A 17,184-nucleotide genomic window follows, 5' to 3' on the forward strand; every position below is an offset into this window, starting at 1 on the left:
CTTGCCAGGGTAGGGGATGAACATATGAAAGCTGTAATACTTGTGTTGACCGTTCTATTGTCCGCTTGTGTGGGAAATTCACCGTTTAGAACGGTCGATGGCGTTTCGTGTGAGCATTGGAGCGGATGCGGGAGCTCTTATGAAAAAAACAACGGGTATGATCTGGGCTTTATTGAGTACACAGAAAGAGGCAATGATTTTAATCCTCAAGAGACCGCTTCATTACTGAAAAAAATACAAGACGCCTCGGATGCCGGTAGTGTTGCACTGGTCATTTTTGTCCACGGATGGAAACATAACGCTTCAACGGATGATGGCAACGTGAATAGCTTCAAAAAGGCGTTGCAGCGCATAGCCGTATCCAGGGTCGTCGGTGGCAAAAAAATCATAGGTCTTTATGTGGGGTGGCGCGGTATGAGCTTTCACGGCCTCGCCCTTGAAAACCTTACCTTCTGGGACAGGAAGTCCACTGCAGAGGAAGTGGGCCGGGGAGGCGTGACCGAACTGTTTCTAAAATTGGAAAACATGACGGCAGCCAACCAGAAGAACTTCATGATTACCATAGGTCACAGCTTCGGTGGTGCCATCACCCTCACAGCCTTGCATGATACGTTGTTGAGCAAAATGGCGGCTATTGAGCGCGGTGAGGAGACCAAGGCCTTTGGCGACGGGGTGATACTGCTGAATCCTGCGATAGAGGCTAATCAAGCATTGCTGCTGAAAGAGCACAGCATGAACATTGGAGCGATGGCTAAAAAGGTCCCTTCGATCATGTACGTAGTCAGCTCACAGGCCGACATCCCTACCAATTATTTATTCCCGCTGGGTCAGTTCTTCGGTGTGAATGTCAGAACAAATCAGGTTGATATTAAGCGGCGATACCTTGGCCGTGATTATGTTATCCGTGAACAAGATCTGGATACGCAAACTGTCGGCAACTATGGCATGTTTACTACTGGCGTGATGAGTGATCGTGAATTTGAAAAAGTCGAAGCCGAGGCGGTTAATATTGTGAAGGCCGAACGTGCCGAGCTGAAGCGCTCCACTGGATCGGAGAAACCCTCTGGAAGTACACACGTCTTGTCAAATATGGCTCAAGATGGATCGTTGGACATCCGGTCGTTGGAAGCGATGCCGCTTGAGAGGTGGACACTTGAAAATAGGTGTTCGCGAACGAATAAGGACTTTGGTATCAGTTCTTTTCCCTGCTCAACCACAGATCCCATAGATTTTGTTTCAGTGCCTGGGTCCTTCATAGAAAATCATAACGAGATTTATGGAGACAGTGTCATCTCGCTGCTCTCGGTGCTTGTCATGAAGTCCCTGGTAGAAAGGAATAAAGATAATCTAAGGAGTTACTGTGCAAATGAACAGGGTTTCTCTTTCGAAAACTGCTTCTCGCATTACTACAAACTGAACACGCTGTTAACAGATGCGGAGGCCGCGAAGTAGGGTCTCTCCTCTGTTCTCGCATCGAACCCGCGTCCAGCGGTTTTTTTAATGTCCGGAGTATTCGTAAATGGCAGGCAATACCCTGCGTTCACTGATCGTCAGTGTTTCGGCTGAAACCAGCGCATATCAGCGTGAGATGGCACCGGCTTACAATCAGGCCAGAATGTTAGACGCAACAAACCCTACTGAAAGCGCCGATGAAGGTCCGGGAAGATATCCTGCGCAAACCATGCCGGCAGGCCTGGCGTTACTGTGCGGGATTTGGGCGTAGGGCTTACCACCAGCCCGGCTTTGATCAATCGTGTAAGTTCGTCGATGGCCGGGCGCGGTGTTAAACCGGTGAAGGTCTTCAAGTCGTTACGAGGCATTGACCCTGCCATGATGAGTGCATGAATCGCCGGGGCACTTTCCGGACGGATTTTCATGTTCAGCAGCTTTTCATTGGTCTTGAATGACCGCACGATTCGTTCTCGCATTAACGACGGATTCAACGCTGAGATCATGTAATCGACCTGATCGTGACAAACGTCCAGCATGAACTCTATGAACGCGAAATAGTGCTTGCGCGACATCTGTCCTCGCCCATCCATATCGCCTTCGCGCTGGCGATCTGCCAATGCAAGCATGCGATAGTATTCCTCATGTCGCCGCGCCAACCCCCTGGCCAGCGACCAAAGCCGTGGCTCCAGTCCCAGACAGACCAGTTGCAGGTGAGTGATCATTCGGGCGACTCGACCGTTTCCGTCGACGAATGGATGTACCCACGCAAGGCGATGGTGGTACGCAAGGGCACCGATAAGCTGTCGTCGCGGGTCTTTAATGCGGCCGAACCCGGTCTGCAGATGTAGCAGCATGCTCTCTACGGCCGCGGCGTCCGGCGCATCATGGCCGCCAACCGAGACATTCTGACCGGTCTCTGACCGCAGGACGCCGGCCTCCATGACTAATCCGTTTTGTAGCGTCCTGCTGCTCTCGCTGGTGTCAGTGAAGAGCCGATAGTGGACCAGTGACAGCAGTTGCGGATCGAACATCTGCGCCCAGTTTCCCGGCACATTGCGCCGCAGAGCGCGTTCAAGCACCGACTGCACTTCCATGTGTTTGACTGCCAGGTCATTGAGCAGCTTGCGCTCGCGGCGCGGCGCCGATTGAGCCTTCTGCATATCCGCAGGCTCTGTGTACTGGCCTTCGATAAGATTGGAATAGTAGGTGTTCGTTATCCGCAGCAGGCGCGCCAATTGGACGCCCGATTCCGGGGCCAGGCGACCAGCGAGGAATTGGGTTTTCCTCGGGAGCGCATCGGCTAACGAGACGATGGAGGGTGGAAGGTCTTCGGGCAGGATTGGGTCGAGCCAAGTCTTCGATGTGATCAATGACATCCCTGAGCGCCTTACTGTCGATGGATAGTCCAGTAACATATTCTTCACATATTATTTCACATATCCCTACGGCTAGAACCCTTTATTTTTAAGGGGGACAGCGATTTTTTTGAGATATATCCACTAGCTATCTTCACATAATATTTCACATCTTCATTCAAGATATATTCTACACACAAGGACTGCAGGCCCGACTCGTGGGGCAATTTTAATGGTTGGGGGATGGCAATACGCAACTAAACCGCGCCTGAAGACTCATAGGTCCGTTACCTGGGCGCAGCAAGCGCGAAGGATGGATGGTCGCGATCGGTCAGCGCATACCGCGCCTGGCAGTTGGCTTCACCCTCTGTGTAATTAAACGGCCGCTGCCATCGGGAAGCCATGGATGACGATTCTTTATTTTCAGATAATTATTGTCTTTACCCTATATGTCACGAGTCTGGTCGGTAAAAAAGCGCTAGTAGTTGCATGCGCGGCGTGGACATTATTCACGCTTGTGACTGTGTTTTTTTCGGGGCTTATCCTGCTCCAGTTGATCACAATATGGATGTGCTACGCGTTCTTCAAACCAGAAGATCGCAGCACTGAGACAACCCGCCCGATCATCCCCAAGCGCGGCGAAACTGCTGTTTCAGCCCTGTCGCCGCCGGTATCAAGTGTAGGTCGCACGGTTTCAAAACCAAGCGAAATCCCGCCTCAGGTCGGCACTGTCCAGCGCTCGCTCGACTCTGTGAACAATGCCCTCACAGCCTTTACTGACTCGATATCCCTGAGCATGGCGGTTAACAGCGCGACTGAAGTGCTGCAAAGTGCGTTGTTCAATGAAAAACTCGGAGTTGAACATGCGTTGCAGCGGGCACAACTTGCGCTCAAGGTGCAGGCTTTTCGCGAGGAGCGTGGCGAGGAAGGCTGGGCTCACTATCAGGAAGCTTATGCCCGGTTTACCAAGGTACTAAAACCGGCAACTGATGTGGTTGTGGTGAAACCTTCGCCTGGGTGGCAGTTTCCAGACTTCACTGTTGCTCCTGGTCAAGACGATGCAAACCTGACCAATACCATCGCCATTGGAGCCAGGATACGTACGTTACGAAGCGAGCGAGATGGCTTTCTACGCGACATTGTTCGCCAGGTATGGACTGACGAACCACTGCGCAACGCTCTGCGTGATGAACTTAATAAAGTGGGCGGGGCCGAGACCTGGAACAGCATCTGCCAGATAGCTGCCGAAAAAACCAAACCATCTGCACGCCTGTCGTTCGGTGCCATATTACGTACGGTTCCCTCGATAACCGCCGATTCGTTACAGCCTGAGCCTGCCACCGACGAGCCGGAAACTCCCCGTCCGATGCTCACATCTCCGGCTGAGATAGAGGCTCGCGTGAAAGCTCTTGAGCTTCCGTACCTGGTTCATTTCACTCGCGTCGAAAACTTACCGTCGATCATGCAACGTGGGCTGTGTTCAATTACCACGCTCACTGAAGCTACTGTCGATTTCAAGTTTAATGATCGCTTGCGTCTGGAAGGGCGTCCTGATGCCGTTTGCCTGTCTATCGGCTATCCAAATGACAAGATGTTCGCCCATTACCGCTGGAAGACGCCTGAACAAGGCTGGGTGGTGCTGGTCATTGATCGTTGCGTGCTCTGGACCCTGAGCGTCGCGTTCTGCAATCACAATGCCGCGGACAATCGTATTCGCCAACAATCCCTCGACGACCTCAAGACCGTATCGGCGTTCGATAATCTGTTCAATCCTGTGCAAGGCTTAGCGTCTCGCGAAGAAAACAAGCTGTTGCCGTTCGATCCTACAGACGTTCAAGCTGAGGTTTTAGCGTTTGATACAGTGTCGCCTGATTTCATCAAAGGGGTGGTTTTCAGTGATGAGAGCAGCCTGCAGACCTACAACGATTGCGTTGGCGACCGGCGGACGCTGGTTAATTCCGAAGGTCGTGGTTTTCTCAGTGCGCGCTCTTATGCACGTAAACGCGGATGGACTTACTGATGGCTAGCAGACCCGTTTTTATTCCAAACCCCGATGGGCAGGCGCCGGTGATTACGCATGCCGTAGACTTCGAATGGTTTGCTGGTCTGTCCGTAACTCAGAAACATAAATCCATCAATTCGTTGCATCAGGCAGCACGTGGCTTAACAGGTGTCGATAGCGTACTGGAAGTGTCGACCAAATCTGCGGAGCCTCTCGGAGTGGCGCTTAGCGCGTTTAATCTATGCTTCGCAATGTCGATGCTTGAGCGTCCTGTAAGTGTTGAATGCGCTTTTCAGGGCAGCAAAGTGTTCGAGCAAGGCGGCCCTTTTACCGAGATTTACCGGTTCACCTCGCGTGACGCCAAGCGTGACGAGCGGTTGCGTACATCCGGAAGACTCACAGGCTTCAATTTCATGGAGACGGACTGGCCGCTGGAGCCGCAGACCGCATTCTATGACTGGTTGTATATAAATGCGCTGAAGAGTCGAAAGGATCTTACGGAGCAACTGGCTGACTATTCTGCGTTCACCGATATTGAGTTCAACCCTCAAAAATCCATCAACTGCCAAGCCTATTCCCTTGCGCTATTCGTATCTTTGCAGAAAACAAACTGTCTGGAACCCGCCACTTCATCACAAGCGGCATTTCTCCATTTTCTGCAATCGCGGCCAGTGGTGAGCGCGCGCCAGGATGATTTGTCTCAGGGGCGGCTTTTCTAGTTTGTCTGGCCGTTGGGGTCATCGGGCAGCGTTGGCAGCCTGGGGGATGAATCGCTCGCGATGCGCTGTCGGCTACGCGCCTGACTGGCGGTGTAGCCGAAATAATCCCGGAAGCACCGGCTAAAGTGATGGGAGCTGATAAACCCACAGGCCATGGCCACTTCCACGACCGACGCATGGCCTTGCAATAACAGGCGACGTGCCCGCGTCAGGCGCAACTCCAGATAATGGCGACGCGGCGAGCTGTGCAGGAACGTCTGGAACAGGCGCTCGATCTGCCGACGGGACAAGTCCACATAACTCGCCAGTTCATCCAGCTCCAGCGGGTCTTCCAGATTGTTTTCCATCAGCTCGATCAGGCTCGATAGCTGAGGCGGAAAGGCCGGATCCCGACCACCACGTGCCAGGGGCATATCCTCGGCATAGGCACCGCGATCACAGCTGAGAATCGCCTCAATGCCCTTGACCAGTTCGGCCCCTTGCTGGCGCCGGATGATTGCCAGCATCATCCCCAACGCGCTATTGGCGCCGGCACAACTGACCAGGTCTCCGGTAATGACAAAGGGTTGTGGCCGCAAACGCACGCCGGGGCATAGTTCGTGAAGGCTGGCCTGGCTTTCCGGGTGCACGGTGCATTCGCGCTGGTCCAGCAGACCGGCATGCGCCAGTTGGAAGCAGCCGTTCCATAGACTGCCGAGCAGCACCGATTGGCGGCTGGCCTGGCGCAGTTTTTTGATCAGTGCCAAAGCCGGGGTCAATGCGGTTCGCAAACCACCACAGACGATCAGCATGTCGAGGTCTGCCACGGTCAGCTTGTCGACGGGCAGGTCAGTGGCGATCGCGATGCCCAGATCACTACGCACCTGACCGCCCTTAAGGCTGTAGGTTGTGATTTCGTAGCGCGGCGTCTGGCTCAGATAATTGGCCGTCACCAGCGCATCCAGCGAACCGGTGAAAGCCATCATCGAAAAATGTTCCAGGACCACCACGGCAATTTTTCGACAGCCGTCTGCCTGCGGTCCTGAAACGATGTCGGTCCGGCCGTAAGGCTGATTGATGCCTTTAAGGCTCATGCCAAAATGTCGGCGGCTGTCGGCTGGGGCCATGGGAACTCGCGCGCAACAGTGGGGAAGCCGGAAAGGTAGCCGTTCAAGGCCGGCAACGCCAGCCCTGCGGATGTGCTGGCGTCTTATTCGGTACTGGCGGCTTTCTGCTCTTTTCTTAGGGTCGTTGTGCTTTTCCCCTGCCAACCCCAGTTGTCAGTCTCGACTTCGTCAATCACCACGAAGGTCGATAGGGGCGGCTTGCCCAGCACTTGAAACAGCAGCTCGGTTGTCCCCTCGATCAGTGCCAGCTTCTGTTCCGGGGTGACGCCTTCTTTCGTGACGCGAATGTTGACGTAAGGCATGGTCATGTCTCCTTGAAAGACGGGGTTTGAATTACCAGACACCGGCCGTTGAGCCGCCATCGACTGTCATGACACTGCCGCTGGTGAAGGATGAATCGGTCAGGTACAGCACCGCATCCACCACGTCTTTCGGGCTGCCGATGGTGCCGCTCGGCGACAATGCCTTGAGGAAGGCTTGAGTGCCTTCATCCTTGTTGTGCAGCGGCGTATCGATGATCCCCGGCGCAACGGCATTGACCTTGACGTTGAACGGCGCCAGTTCCAGAGCCAGGCCGCGGGTGGCGTGATTCAAACCGCCTTTGATCAGCACGGGCAGCAGCGCCGGGACGTTGATGTTGGGCTGCATGGCGATGCTCGCGGTGATGGTCACAATGTGCCCGCTGCCGTTGGCGGACATATGGGTGGCGGCCGCCTGGGAAGGGTAGAAAAAGCCCATCAGGTTGGTGCCGACAATGGCGTTGACGTTCGCCTCGGTGTAGTCACCGATGGCCTTTGGAATGAAGATGCCAGCGTTATTGATCAGGATGTCGACCTTGCCAAAAGTGGCGATGGCTCGTTCGAAGAGGGCTTTGGCGGTGTCCGGCTGGGCGATGTCGCCGGCAGCCAGCAAGAAGTTTTCGGGATTACCGAGCTTGGCAGCGGCTGTTTCAAGACGATCCAGGGTGCGAGCATTGCCCACGACGTTGTAGCCGCGCTTCAGGTACGCCTCGGCAATGGCGAAACCCAGGCCGCTGGAAGCGCCAGTGACAATAACGGTTTGAATGGTGTTCATGGTGAAGGCCTCTGGATGAGTGGACTGTTGTCCGGTGAAGCCACTTTACTTTTGCGCTTGGGTAAGATAAATCGCCTACTGAACAATTGAATTGATACGTGATGTAATTAATAGAGGCTGACATGCCGCGACATTTTGATGATGTGCAGCTGGGCAGTATTGAGCTGTTCTGTCTGGCCGTTGAGCACGAAAGTTTTACCGCTGCGGCCAACGCAGCGGGCGTTACCCCGGCGGCGGTCAGCAGATCGGTTTCGCGGCTGGAGGAGCGTCTGGCCGTTCGTTTGTTCGTACGAACCACCAGGCAGATAAGCCTGACGGATGGCGGGCGCCTTTATTACGCACAGTGTCGCCAGGCGCTGACCCAACTGGTGGACGCCGAGCGTGAGGTCACCGGCCAGCAACAGGCGCCTTCAGGCGAAATCCGGATCAGCGCGCCCACGCCTTACGCACATTTTCGGCTGCTGCCGAGGCTCGCTGAGTTTCGTCGTCTATACCCGCTGGTGCAGGTTGTAGTACACGTCAGCAATCGCAATATCGACTTCGCCGAAGGCGGTTATGACTTGGCGGTTCGCGGTCGCGCTCCAGACGATTCCGGGCTGATTGCCCGCACGCTGGAGAACGCCGAGCTGGTAGTGGTCGCTTCGCCCGGGTACCTGAAGGCATATGGCGTCCCTGAATCGCTGGCGGATCTAAAAGCACATGACTGCATCCAGTTCGAACTGCCCAGTAGCGGCCGAAATGTGCCTTGGGTGTTCATGGACAAGGGCAATGCAATCAACGTGCAGACGTCCGGCAATACAACTTGCCTGGAGGACTATCTGGCCAGCGTGACCATGGCCAGGCATGGGGCAGGGATCGTGCAGACTTATCGTTTCACTGTGCAGGAAGACATCGAGCGCGGCGCGCTGGTTGAAGTCCTTAGCGGACTGGCTGGCGCGACCCGGCCGTTCATGTTGCTGTATCCACACGTCAAGCATGTACCCCTGCGCGTCAGAACGCTGATCGACTTTCTTATGGCGCAGGTGGCTTAGTGACCTCCGGTTTTCAGCAACGGCCCGCGGCATAGTTTTTCTTTGTCGGTGGCACAGATCTTCTGATTTGGCCGGCGTCCGGTTTTTGGTGATAGTCAGTGCAACCGGGTAAGCGCCAGCTCCCGGACTCTGTAATCAACTTGACCAGGCACCTGCGTGCCGTCCGGGAATGAGTAATGACCAGCTCGATAGATGAATCCGCACCGAGTTTTCAGTTTTCACGCCGTCAGACATTGGCCGCCGCTGCTGTGGGAGCCGCCGCGCTTGTGGCGTCGCAAATAAGCCAGGCGGCAAGCTCGAACAACGCGAAGGCTGCGCCCGGAACAACCGCAAGCCGCGCCGCCCATGAGGTTGTTTACAAAACCCAGAGAGTCGGTGACGTCGAAGTGTTTTATCGGGAAGCAGGCCCGGCGAATGCGCCGGTGATCTTGCTGCTGCACGGTTTCCCGACCGCAAGCCATATGTTCCGCAATCTGATCCCGCTATTGGCGGACAGCTACCGCCTTATCGCTCCCGACTTGCCAGGATTTGGCAATACCCGGTCGCCCGCGCGCGGTGCATTTGCCTACACCTTCGATAACCTCGCGAAAGTCATTGGCGGTTTTGTCGATGCCTTGATGCTCAAGCGCTACTCAATTTATGCATTTGACTACGGTGCGCCGACGGGCTTTCGTCTGGCGATGGCGCATCCGGAGCGGGTAACTGCGATCATCAGTCAGAACGGTAACGCCTACAATGAAGGATTGAGCGATCAATGGGGGGCCTGGCAAGACTACTGGCGCAATCCGTCCGCGCAGACCCGCGAAGCATGCCGGGCATCATTGAGCGCCGATGCGATCATCAACTTTCAGTACCTGCACGGTGCCGATCACAGTTTGGTCGCACCGGACGGTTACACGCTGGATATTGCCTATATGGCGCGGCCCGATGCGGAAGAAAAACAGCTGGATCTGATCCTGGATTACCGAACCAATGTCGCTCTGTATCCGGTCTTTCAAGAGTATTTTCGTACCCACCAACCACCGTTGCTGGCCGTCTGGGGCGAGAATGACCCGGCCTTCATACCGCCAGGCGCAAATGCTTACCGCCGCGATCTGCCTTCGGCTGAGGTGCATTTCCTGGATACCGGGCATTTCGCCCTTGAGACCCATTCCAGCCAAGTCGCTGATTTGATGCGCGAGTTCCTCGATCGAAAGGTCTCCAGAACCTGAGCAAAACAGCTTTTGATTTACGTTGCCCGCCCGCAATCCAGCTGAGACTATGATTTTCAATTTCCCGACATCTGCCAGCGAGCCTTATGCGAGCGCCTAATCATCTCAATGCCCTTCGAGCGTTCGAGTCAGCCGCCCGACACTTGAGTTATGTGCGGGCTGCTGAAGAGCTGAATGTCAGTCCGGCAGCCATCGGCCAGCTGGTTCGAGGGTTGGAGGACGCACACGGTGTCGTGCTCTTTCATCGGTCGCGCGGTGGTCCTGCGCGGCTGGTGTTGACCGATCAGGCACTCGCAGCGCTGCCGGATCTTCAGACCGGTTTTGATTTCCTTTCCTCCGCCGTTGCCCGTTTGAAAACCGAAGTGGGCGCAACGATCACCGTCACGGTGCCGCCTGCGTTTGCTGATAAATGGCTGCTGGCGCGCGTCGAGGGCTTTCGCGCCCTGCATCCGGGTTACGAGCTGCGCCTTGATACCAACGGCAGGCTGGCCGATTTCAACGCCGAAAGGATTGATCTCGGTATCCGTTTTGGTAGCGGGCATTGGCCCGGCCTCAGCGCGACGCAGATGATGGCTGACGAATTTTTCCCGGTGTGCAGTCCGACACTGCCCACCGCTGAGCATCCGCTGAAAAGCGTGGATGATCTGAAGCATTTTCCGTTGATCCACGACGTGTCGATGCGCTATTCGACGGTTTTCCCAATCTGGCGAACCTGGCTGCAGCGGGCAGGGTACGAGTTTGCTGACGTTGAACGAGGGCTGCAGATCAATGATTCCGCCGCTGTCATGCAGGCTGCGATTTCCGGGAGTGGTGTCGCTTTGGGCCGCAGTAGTCTGGTCCGAAGCGATATCGAAGCGGGGAGATTGATTCGTCCTTTTGGTGAGGCGCAAAGCTGCGACTTTGCGTACTACATTGTGCAAAGGGAAGGGGTAGAGGCATCGCCTGCTGCTGAGGCTTTCAAGCAGTGGCTCATTGAGCAGGTCTTGCAGGACTGATGGAGCTGCCAGCTCGTTGATTTGACTAAACGAGCGGCAGTAACTCCATCAGTGCTCAAGCAGACCAGGCGGAACGGCGAATGACCTCACAAAAATTACCCGGCGCGAACGACGGATCCTTGTCCGCGAGAACATTGGCTTTTACGTTGCCAAAGGTGGTTTGCGGCTTGTCTTTGATCCCGTCATAGAACGCTTGAATGATGTCTTCCTTGAACTGCGCGCTGCGTGGGTAAGCCTTCACCACGGCTTCGCGCTCAGCGTCGCTGTACAGCGGATAAGTCAGGCCGAGCACATCCATTTCCACCCCTGCTGTGACTAATGCGATCACCGGATGCATATGCTCGGGAATGCCCGGCGTGGTATGCAGCGCGATGGCTGTCCAGACCGTGTCGATATCCTGCTGGCTGAGCTGGTAGCCCTTGAGAAAATCGCGCGCCGCGTTGGCGCCGTCCACCTCAAAACGTTCGCATGCACTGCTGCATTTATGGGTCAGGCCCATATCGTGGAACATGCAGCCGGCGTAGAGCAATTCTGAGTCGAAGCTCAGCCCGCGCTTCCGACCTGCCAAGGCCGCAAAGTAATAAACGCGGCTGGAGTGATTGAAGAGCAGCTCGGACTCGGTATCGCGTACCAGTTCGGTAATCTGACGCGCCATTGCGCTGTCGGGAATCTTGATGTCGCCAATATTCGATGTCATGGGGTTTCTCCTGCGGTGTGGTTTGTGATCTCAGTATCGAGCGCTGGCGCTATGGCTTCAAATGGCGGTAACATTCAAATCCTGCCATATCGTGCAGTTGACAGACGCGGAGCCCTGCATGTCGAAAACGCGCACCATCGCCATCCTCGCGGTGCCCGGCGTTCAATTGCTGGACGTCTCGGGGCCGTTGGATGTATTTGCCGAAGCCAACGCGCAGAGCGGTCGTGAATACTACCGACTGCAAATCTGGGCGCTGGAGGCAGGGCCTGTGCGCAGTTCATCCGGCGCCCGTTTATTGCCTGATCATGTGGCGGGAAATGAGCAGCTTGAGGTCGACACGTTGCTGGTGGCTGGCGCGCCGAATGCTCCGTATCTGATCCTTAAACCGAGCATTGTTCGCTGGCTTCAGGACTCGGCGCTCAGCGCCCGCCGCTACGGTTCGGTATGCACTGGCGCCTTTGTGTTGGCGGCGGCAGGCTTGCTGGAAGGCAAGCACGTCACGACCCACTGGATGCGCTCGGCATTGTTGGCCGAGCGCTATCCCGATATCTGCGTGGAAGAAGATGCCCTGCATGTCCACGACGGCAAGGTGCATACCGCTGCGGGTGTTACAGCGGGGCTGGATATGGCGCTGGCGCTGGTCGAAGATGATTTGGGTCGTGACATTGCCAAGCAGGTCGCCAGTCAGTTAGTCATGTATTTCAAACGTCCCGGCGGGCAATTGCAGTTCAGTCGGCGCGGCGAATCGTTGCCCACCGGGCGCGCCATGCTGCAAGAGCTGCAACGCTGGATCGCGGCCAATCCTGCTGACGATCACAGCATTTCCCGCCTGGCGGAACGGGTGAACCTCAGCCCACGGCATTTCGCTCGTTTGTTTCACGCGGAGGTGGGCATTACGCCAGCGGCCTGGGTCGAACAGGCGCGGGTCGCTGCTGCCAGAAAGCAGCTGGAGAGCGGGGTGGATGTACCCAAGCAAGTGGCGGCGCAGTGCGGATTCGCCAACGCCGATACCTTGCGGCGCACCTTTACCCGACACGTTGGCGTGACCCCTAGCGAATATCGCAAGCGCTTCGTCAGGGCGCTGTGACGGGATTGATCTGGTTGTCATAGGCCGCGCGTGCGCTGCGAAAACCTTCCGCGTTTTCCACCACCCAGGTCCACATGGGGATCATGTGCACCAGCAGACCCATGCCCAGCGCCGATAACTCGTATTCAACGCGTGGCGGCACTTCGTGGTGATCGTGACGCAGCACCAGACCGTCGCGTTCCAGTTGGCGCAGCGTGCGGGTGAGCATCCTCTGCGTCACGCCGTGCATGCGCCGCCCGATTTCTGCGTGGCGCAGTTTGCCAGCCACACCCAGGGTATGAACAACACCCAGTGACCAGCGATTGCCTGCGTGAGTCAGCACATCGCGTTTCAGCCCGTCATCATCTGCGCTCAAGGCGTCACAGGCGGCTTGAGAGCGTCTTAATACTTCTGCGTTGTCCAATTGCCCTCCCGGTATCACTGGTGTGCCTTCTTATGAGCCGTCTTCAAGTGTGCCAGCATCACGCAGTGCCATCGGTGGTGCAAACAAATAACGGGAGATGATGATGCAAGATGCCACACGCACTACAGAGCGCGGGATCCTCGTCCTCGGCGCGGGTGAATTGGGTATGGCCGTGCTACGTCAGTTGTCCAGATTGGCGGCGTTGTCGGGCGAGACGCGGGTCGCGGTCCTGCTGCGTCCTTCGACGCTGAAGTCCAGCGCGCCAGACAAGCAAAAGGAGATTGAGGAACTGCGCTCGCTGGGTATCGAATTGCTGCCGGGCGACCTGGTGTCAGGCACGATTGCCGAACTCAGCGCGTTGTTCAGCGGCTTCGACACCGTGGTCAGCTGCATAGGATTTGCTGCTGGCAAGGGAACACAAATCAAGCTGGTGCGTGCGGTAATCGAGGCTGGTGTTCCGCGTTATGTGCCTTGGCAGTTTGGTGTGGACTATGACGTCATTGGCAGAGGCAGCGCCCAGGACCTGTTCGATGAGCAGCTGGATGTGCGGGACATCTTGCGGGGCCAGGATCAAACCGAGTGGCTGATCATTTCCACCGGGATGTTCACCAGCTTCCTGTTCGAGCCGGTGTTCGGCGTGGTGGATCTCGCTGAAAACACGGTACACGCCCTCGGCAGTTGGGACACCGCCGTCACGGTGACCACGCCTGAAGACATTGGCTTGCTCACGGCTGAAATCCTGTTCGCAACCCCTCGATTCGCCAACCAGGTGATTTACACCGCAGGCGACACGCTGACCTACGCGGAGCTGGCGGACAAAATCGACAAGGTGCTCAATCGCAAGGTGCAGCGGGTCCAATGGCCGGTCGCGAAACTGGACGCGGATCTGGCACTTGAACCTGACGATGCAATAAGAAAATATCGGGCAGTGTTTGCGCAAGGGAAGGGGGTCGCCTGGGAGCAAAGCTGCACGTTCAATGCTCAACGCGGCATTGAAGTCATGGATGTGGAGCATTGGATGCGTTTGAACCTCAGATGAGGTAGCCCCATAAAAAAGCCGCTCTCGATGACTAGAGCGGCCTGGTGTCCGGGCTGGAGATTACCAGCGGCCGTCGCCCCGGTTATGGTCGAAGCCGCGATCACGGCCCCGGTCACGATCATGACCATAGTCATAGCCACCGTTGTAATAGCCGCGAGGTGGTCGTGGGTCGAACCGGCGATATTCGACGCGGGTGGCCACCGGTACGTAGGCCACTGGCTGGTACTGCGGCTGGTACTGCGGTTGATAACGGGGCTGTGGTTGGTAGCCCTGGTATTGCGGGCGATAGTTATCGCGGCTTGAACCGCTGATCACCGTGGCCAGTATGGCGCCCACCGCAGCCCCGGCAATGACTGGCACGATCACGTCGCGACCATTGGCGGATGCCGTACCAGCGGCAACCAGGCAACCGGACAGGATCAAGACTTTGGTTATCTTCGAAAACATGGTGTCTCCTCAGGCGGCATGTGTGGGTTCGCCATAGATGTATGAAACACCCATTCCGTGTAAACGGAGGTCTGGATTCAGTAAAGGTTGCGTAAAGCGTTGCAAGGGCAGATGGACACAGTTGCCCGCGCAACTGCCTTTCACCGCTCGTCGTCCAGACAACAAATAATCTTTGACATCAGCAGGACGTTAATTGAATATCATCATATCGCGTGCGATTCAATCGAAAGCGATATCACTCAACCAAAACCCTACTGCCTGGAGCTTCAGCCATGGATACCGAAAGCAACCACACCACTTATCGCGTTTTCCATGGCAGCAACGACAACAACTGGATCACCTCGCCAGCTGAATGATAAATCCTGGCTCTGCGCCACCAAATATCACGCATGCGATGAAATCGTATGCAATTACAAATACTCAGGAAATCCCCATGAGCAAGATCGATAAAGTACTGGTCACCGGCAAAACCCACACCACACACAACAGCGCGGGCAGGACATCGCGCGGGCATAACGGCAACGTCGATATCGAGCTTTCATCGCCCGGCAACGCCACTCCGGCACACGTGCTGACTGGCGTTCAGCCGCACCCGAAAGCCGAGCAATTGTTCGCGGGCGCCTGGTCGGCTTGCTACATCGCAGCAGTGGGGCTGGCTGCCCAACAGATGAAAGTGACACTGCCGGCCGATACCGCCGTCGACATCGAAGTGGATCTGGGCCAGACCGGTGCGGATTACTTCCTCCAGGCCCGGCTCACCCTGCGCGTGCCGGGTCTGGCTGAGGGTGTCGCGACCGAATTGGCGCATAACGCCGATGCAATCTGCCCGTACTCCAAAGCAACACGCGGCAACATTGATGTCGCTATCAACGTGCTCACCGAGTAATGCATTGTCTGGCCGGCTCGTCAGGGTGATTCCTGGCGGGCCGGTCGCTGACCTGCAAAGACCAGAGGCACCTGGTATTGATTGCAAAAGGGTAGGGTTCTTCCGATACCATCGCATACGACGTATAGTGCATTTTTGCAACCCATTCGTCCTGGCTATCGAGAACGCTCATGAAGTCCACCGAAAAGACAAACGCCCTCGACCTGAAGCTTGCCGATTTTCTGTGTTTTGCGGTCTATTCCTCCAATCTCGCCTTCGGCAAGGCGTACAAGCCTATGCTGGAACGGCTCGGACTGACCTATACGCAATACATCACCCTCGTTGCGTTGTGGGAGGAAGACAACCAGACCGTTGGCAGCCTTGGTGAAAAGCTGTTCCTCGAATCCAATACTCTCACTCCGATCCTCAAGAAGCTGGAAGCAATGGGCTATCTGCTGCGCCAGCGCAACCCGGAAGACGAACGTCAGGTGCGCATCAGCCTGACAAAAGAGGGTCGCGAACTGCGTGAAGGCCTCACAGAAGAAGGCTTCCCGCAAACCGGTCTGGATCCCGACGACTTCGTACAGATGCACAAGGCAATCGTGAAATTACGCGGTGATCTCATCCGCTTTACCAAAGACAGGGAGTAAGTGGCGCCGGGTAAAAATTGTGAGTTGCTCTGGATTACCAAGGCACTCAGCCAGTTTTCGGGAAAGCCTCACAGCATCTTGACCGGACGCCTGGCCACCGCGGTGTGCTGACCGCGGCGAATCAGGGCAATGCGTACACCTTGAAAAGTTTTTTCAATATGCCGTCAGCTCCCCCGAGATATTTGTCGTAGGCCCGTTCTATGGCCCCCGAGCGGTAGGCTTCACTCAACGCGGTATCCACCAGCAGGCGGAAGTCTTCGTCGTTGCGCTCCACCATCATTGCCACCGGCAGGTACTCGAAAATCCGATCCAAAAGTATCAGTTTACTGGCCTCGCCTTGCTTGGCCAGTTCGCTCCTCAACAGCATCCGCTCGGAGAAAAAGGCGTCGGCCTTGCCATCGACCACCAGCCTGGTTCCCTCATCATTGTCGGTGACGGTCACCAGCGAGGCCACTACGCCCAGCAGGCGCATCTGCTGGCGAATCCACTCTTCGGTCACTCCGCCTTCAACGGTCGCGTAGGTTTGATTGGCCAGGCCGCGGTTGACTGTGGCGCGCCAGGTCGGGCCGTCGTGGACGACCTGACCGTTAAGTGCATTGAGCAAGGGCTCGCCGGCATCGTTGCGCACCACTACCGACAGCCCTGCGGTGTAGACGGGTATGGAATAACTGACCCACTTGCGCCGCTCAAGGGTGGGCGGTGTGGGTGTGCAGAGAATGTCGACCTTGCCCGAGCTCACAGCATTGACCTCGGCGGCAACCGTTACCGATTGGTAGCGCACCTGCAGGTCGGGCAGGCCTAATTCGCTCTTGAGTTTGTCAGCGACCATCAAGCACAGGTCGATGGCATATCCACGGGCCTGGTCGCCGTCGACCACGCTGAAGGGAGCCAGATCCGGTCGAAAACCCAAGGTCAGAGTGTGGCTGCTGCGCACGCGTTCAAGGGTGTTGGCACTGGTCAGCAGCGACAGCGTTGAAAGCGCAAGCGCGACCAGCAAGCGAGTGATCCTGGAAGATGGCAGGTTCATATCCGACTCCCTATAGGCAGATGT

General features: G+C 56.3%; 18 protein-coding genes. 10 read left to right on the top strand and 8 right to left on the bottom strand.

Annotated elements, in window-relative coordinates; genetic code table 11:
* Nucleotides 1-24 precede the first annotated feature (24 nt).
* Complete coding sequence (locus ACP7E4_RS14920; protein WP_426115553.1) at nucleotides 25-1,452, top strand: hypothetical protein; 1,428 nt, start codon at nucleotides 25-27, stop codon at nucleotides 1,450-1,452.
* 182 nt (nucleotides 1,453-1,634) lie between these two features.
* Here the strand turns inward: ACP7E4_RS14920 and ACP7E4_RS14925 are convergent, their stop codons facing one another.
* Nucleotides 1,635-2,828 (bottom strand): Fic family protein, encoded by a 1,194-nt coding sequence (locus tag ACP7E4_RS14925; RefSeq protein ID WP_426115555.1) that lies wholly within the window; start codon nucleotides 2,826-2,828, stop codon nucleotides 1,635-1,637.
* A 385-nt stretch (nucleotides 2,829-3,213) separates the two neighbouring features.
* On the opposite strand from ACP7E4_RS14925, the gene ACP7E4_RS14930 reads away from it, so the two are divergent.
* Both ACP7E4_RS14930 and ACP7E4_RS14935 read left to right on the top strand, forming a co-directional pair.
* The gene (locus ACP7E4_RS14930; RefSeq protein ID WP_426115557.1) at nucleotides 3,214-4,827 is read left to right on the top strand and encodes a DarT ssDNA thymidine ADP-ribosyltransferase family protein; all 1,614 of its coding nucleotides are present in this window, start codon (nucleotides 3,214-3,216) and stop codon (nucleotides 4,825-4,827) included.
* Nucleotides 4,827-5,528, top strand: a complete 702-nt coding sequence (locus tag ACP7E4_RS14935) for a DarT1-associated NADAR antitoxin family protein (RefSeq protein WP_426115559.1) — start codon at nucleotides 4,827-4,829, stop codon at nucleotides 5,526-5,528. The genes ACP7E4_RS14930 and ACP7E4_RS14935 overlap by 1 nt, the downstream gene beginning before the upstream one ends.
* On the opposite strand, the gene ACP7E4_RS14940 is transcribed toward ACP7E4_RS14935, so the two are convergent.
* From ACP7E4_RS14940 to ACP7E4_RS14950, 3 genes are all read right to left on the bottom strand, one after another.
* Entirely contained in the window at nucleotides 5,525-6,634 is a 1,110-nt protein-coding gene (locus ACP7E4_RS14940) for a GlxA family transcriptional regulator (protein WP_426115561.1), read from the bottom strand. The genes ACP7E4_RS14935 and ACP7E4_RS14940 overlap by 4 nt on opposite strands.
* 83 nt (nucleotides 6,635-6,717) lie before the next feature.
* Nucleotides 6,718-6,936 carry a tautomerase family protein gene (locus tag ACP7E4_RS14945; RefSeq protein WP_426115563.1) on the bottom strand — a complete coding sequence of 73 codons (219 nt, stop codon included), beginning with the start codon at nucleotides 6,934-6,936 and terminating at the stop codon, nucleotides 6,718-6,720.
* Between the two features lie 31 nt (nucleotides 6,937-6,967).
* Complete coding sequence (locus ACP7E4_RS14950) at nucleotides 6,968-7,708, bottom strand: SDR family NAD(P)-dependent oxidoreductase (RefSeq protein ID WP_426115565.1); 741 nt, start codon at nucleotides 7,706-7,708, stop codon at nucleotides 6,968-6,970.
* A 122-nt stretch (nucleotides 7,709-7,830) separates the two neighbouring features.
* On the opposite strand from ACP7E4_RS14950, the gene ACP7E4_RS14955 reads away from it, so the two are divergent.
* From ACP7E4_RS14955 to ACP7E4_RS14965, 3 genes are all read left to right on the top strand, one after another.
* The gene (locus tag ACP7E4_RS14955; RefSeq protein WP_426115567.1) at nucleotides 7,831-8,739 is read left to right on the top strand and encodes a LysR family transcriptional regulator; all 909 of its coding nucleotides are present in this window, start codon (nucleotides 7,831-7,833) and stop codon (nucleotides 8,737-8,739) included.
* 176 nt (nucleotides 8,740-8,915) lie between these two features.
* A complete protein-coding gene (locus tag ACP7E4_RS14960) occupies nucleotides 8,916-9,950 on the top strand; it encodes an alpha/beta fold hydrolase (protein ID WP_426115569.1) in 1,035 nt (344 codons plus the stop codon).
* Between the two features lie 86 nt (nucleotides 9,951-10,036).
* Nucleotides 10,037-10,945, top strand: coding sequence for a LysR substrate-binding domain-containing protein (locus ACP7E4_RS14965; RefSeq protein WP_426115571.1), 909 nt, complete (start codon nucleotides 10,037-10,039; stop codon nucleotides 10,943-10,945).
* A 55-nt stretch (nucleotides 10,946-11,000) separates the two neighbouring features.
* Here ACP7E4_RS14965 and ACP7E4_RS14970 read toward each other — a convergent pair whose 3' ends face one another.
* Complete coding sequence (locus ACP7E4_RS14970) at nucleotides 11,001-11,642, bottom strand: HD domain-containing protein (RefSeq protein WP_426115573.1); 642 nt, start codon at nucleotides 11,640-11,642, stop codon at nucleotides 11,001-11,003.
* A 118-nt stretch (nucleotides 11,643-11,760) separates the two neighbouring features.
* Here ACP7E4_RS14970 and ACP7E4_RS14975 point away from each other — a divergent pair, with 118 nt between their 5' ends.
* Nucleotides 11,761-12,729, top strand: a complete 969-nt coding sequence (locus tag ACP7E4_RS14975) for a GlxA family transcriptional regulator (RefSeq protein ID WP_426115575.1) — start codon at nucleotides 11,761-11,763, stop codon at nucleotides 12,727-12,729.
* Here the strand turns inward: ACP7E4_RS14975 and ACP7E4_RS14980 are convergent.
* Nucleotides 12,716-13,132 carry a winged helix-turn-helix transcriptional regulator gene (locus ACP7E4_RS14980; protein ID WP_426115577.1) on the bottom strand — a complete coding sequence of 139 codons (417 nt, stop codon included), beginning with the start codon at nucleotides 13,130-13,132 and terminating at the stop codon, nucleotides 12,716-12,718. The two genes, ACP7E4_RS14975 and ACP7E4_RS14980, sit on opposite strands and share 14 nt — an antisense overlap.
* A gap of 103 nt (nucleotides 13,133-13,235) precedes the next feature.
* Between ACP7E4_RS14980 and ACP7E4_RS14985 the strand changes: the two genes are divergently transcribed.
* A complete protein-coding gene (locus ACP7E4_RS14985; protein ID WP_426115579.1) occupies nucleotides 13,236-14,171 on the top strand; it encodes an aromatic alcohol reductase in 936 nt (311 codons plus the stop codon).
* Nucleotides 14,172-14,231: 60 nt separating this feature from the next.
* Here ACP7E4_RS14985 and ACP7E4_RS14990 read toward each other — a convergent pair whose 3' ends face one another.
* On the bottom strand, nucleotides 14,232-14,618 hold the full coding sequence (locus ACP7E4_RS14990; protein WP_426115581.1) for a hypothetical protein: 387 nt from the start codon (nucleotides 14,616-14,618) through the stop codon (nucleotides 14,232-14,234).
* A 433-nt stretch (nucleotides 14,619-15,051) separates the two neighbouring features.
* On the opposite strand from ACP7E4_RS14990, the gene ACP7E4_RS14995 reads away from it, so the two are divergent.
* On the top strand, nucleotides 15,052-15,504 hold the full coding sequence (locus ACP7E4_RS14995) for an Ohr family peroxiredoxin (RefSeq protein ID WP_426115583.1): 453 nt from the start codon (nucleotides 15,052-15,054) through the stop codon (nucleotides 15,502-15,504).
* 170 nt (nucleotides 15,505-15,674) lie between these two features.
* Nucleotides 15,675-16,133 (top strand): MarR family winged helix-turn-helix transcriptional regulator, encoded by a 459-nt coding sequence (locus tag ACP7E4_RS15000; RefSeq protein ID WP_426115585.1) that lies wholly within the window; start codon nucleotides 15,675-15,677, stop codon nucleotides 16,131-16,133.
* Between the two features lie 121 nt (nucleotides 16,134-16,254).
* Here the strand turns inward: ACP7E4_RS15000 and ACP7E4_RS15005 are convergent, their stop codons facing one another.
* Nucleotides 16,255-17,160, bottom strand: a complete 906-nt coding sequence (locus tag ACP7E4_RS15005) for an amino acid ABC transporter substrate-binding protein (RefSeq protein WP_426115587.1) — start codon at nucleotides 17,158-17,160, stop codon at nucleotides 16,255-16,257.
* Nucleotides 17,161-17,184 lie beyond the last annotated feature (24 nt).

The organism is Pseudomonas sp. DSP3-2-3, from assembly GCF_049898225.1.
Classification (GTDB): domain Bacteria; phylum Pseudomonadota; class Gammaproteobacteria; order Pseudomonadales; family Pseudomonadaceae; genus Aquipseudomonas.

What these genes read in the sequence shown, in the direction of transcription:
- ACP7E4_RS14975 (WP_426115575.1), top strand. Translation starts at nt 11,761, where the DNA reads ATGTCGAAAACGCGCACCATCGCCATCCTCGCGGTGCCCGGCGTTCAA.
- ACP7E4_RS14925 (WP_426115555.1), bottom strand. Translation starts at nt 2,828, where the DNA reads ATGTCATTGATCACATCGAAGACTTGGCTCGACCCAATCCTGCCCGAA.
- ACP7E4_RS14930 (WP_426115557.1), top strand. Translation starts at nt 3,214, where the DNA reads ATGACGATTCTTTATTTTCAGATAATTATTGTCTTTACCCTATATGTC.
- ACP7E4_RS15000 (WP_426115585.1), top strand. Translation starts at nt 15,675, where the DNA reads ATGAAGTCCACCGAAAAGACAAACGCCCTCGACCTGAAGCTTGCCGAT.
- ACP7E4_RS14970 (WP_426115573.1), bottom strand. Translation starts at nt 11,642, where the DNA reads ATGACATCGAATATTGGCGACATCAAGATTCCCGACAGCGCAATGGCG.
- ACP7E4_RS14935 (WP_426115559.1), top strand. Translation starts at nt 4,827, where the DNA reads ATGGCTAGCAGACCCGTTTTTATTCCAAACCCCGATGGGCAGGCGCCG.
- ACP7E4_RS14945 (WP_426115563.1), bottom strand. Translation starts at nt 6,936, where the DNA reads ATGCCTTACGTCAACATTCGCGTCACGAAAGAAGGCGTCACCCCGGAA.
- ACP7E4_RS15005 (WP_426115587.1), bottom strand. Translation starts at nt 17,160, where the DNA reads ATGAACCTGCCATCTTCCAGGATCACTCGCTTGCTGGTCGCGCTTGCG.
- ACP7E4_RS14985 (WP_426115579.1), top strand. Translation starts at nt 13,236, where the DNA reads ATGCAAGATGCCACACGCACTACAGAGCGCGGGATCCTCGTCCTCGGC.
- ACP7E4_RS14940 (WP_426115561.1), bottom strand. Translation starts at nt 6,634, where the DNA reads ATGGCCCCAGCCGACAGCCGCCGACATTTTGGCATGAGCCTTAAAGGC.
- ACP7E4_RS14995 (WP_426115583.1), top strand. Translation starts at nt 15,052, where the DNA reads ATGAGCAAGATCGATAAAGTACTGGTCACCGGCAAAACCCACACCACA.
- ACP7E4_RS14955 (WP_426115567.1), top strand. Translation starts at nt 7,831, where the DNA reads ATGCCGCGACATTTTGATGATGTGCAGCTGGGCAGTATTGAGCTGTTC.
- ACP7E4_RS14920 (WP_426115553.1), top strand. Translation starts at nt 25, where the DNA reads ATGAAAGCTGTAATACTTGTGTTGACCGTTCTATTGTCCGCTTGTGTG.
- ACP7E4_RS14965 (WP_426115571.1), top strand. Translation starts at nt 10,037, where the DNA reads ATGCGAGCGCCTAATCATCTCAATGCCCTTCGAGCGTTCGAGTCAGCC.
- ACP7E4_RS14950 (WP_426115565.1), bottom strand. Translation starts at nt 7,708, where the DNA reads ATGAACACCATTCAAACCGTTATTGTCACTGGCGCTTCCAGCGGCCTG.
- ACP7E4_RS14960 (WP_426115569.1), top strand. Translation starts at nt 8,916, where the DNA reads ATGACCAGCTCGATAGATGAATCCGCACCGAGTTTTCAGTTTTCACGC.
- ACP7E4_RS14990 (WP_426115581.1), bottom strand. Translation starts at nt 14,618, where the DNA reads ATGTTTTCGAAGATAACCAAAGTCTTGATCCTGTCCGGTTGCCTGGTT.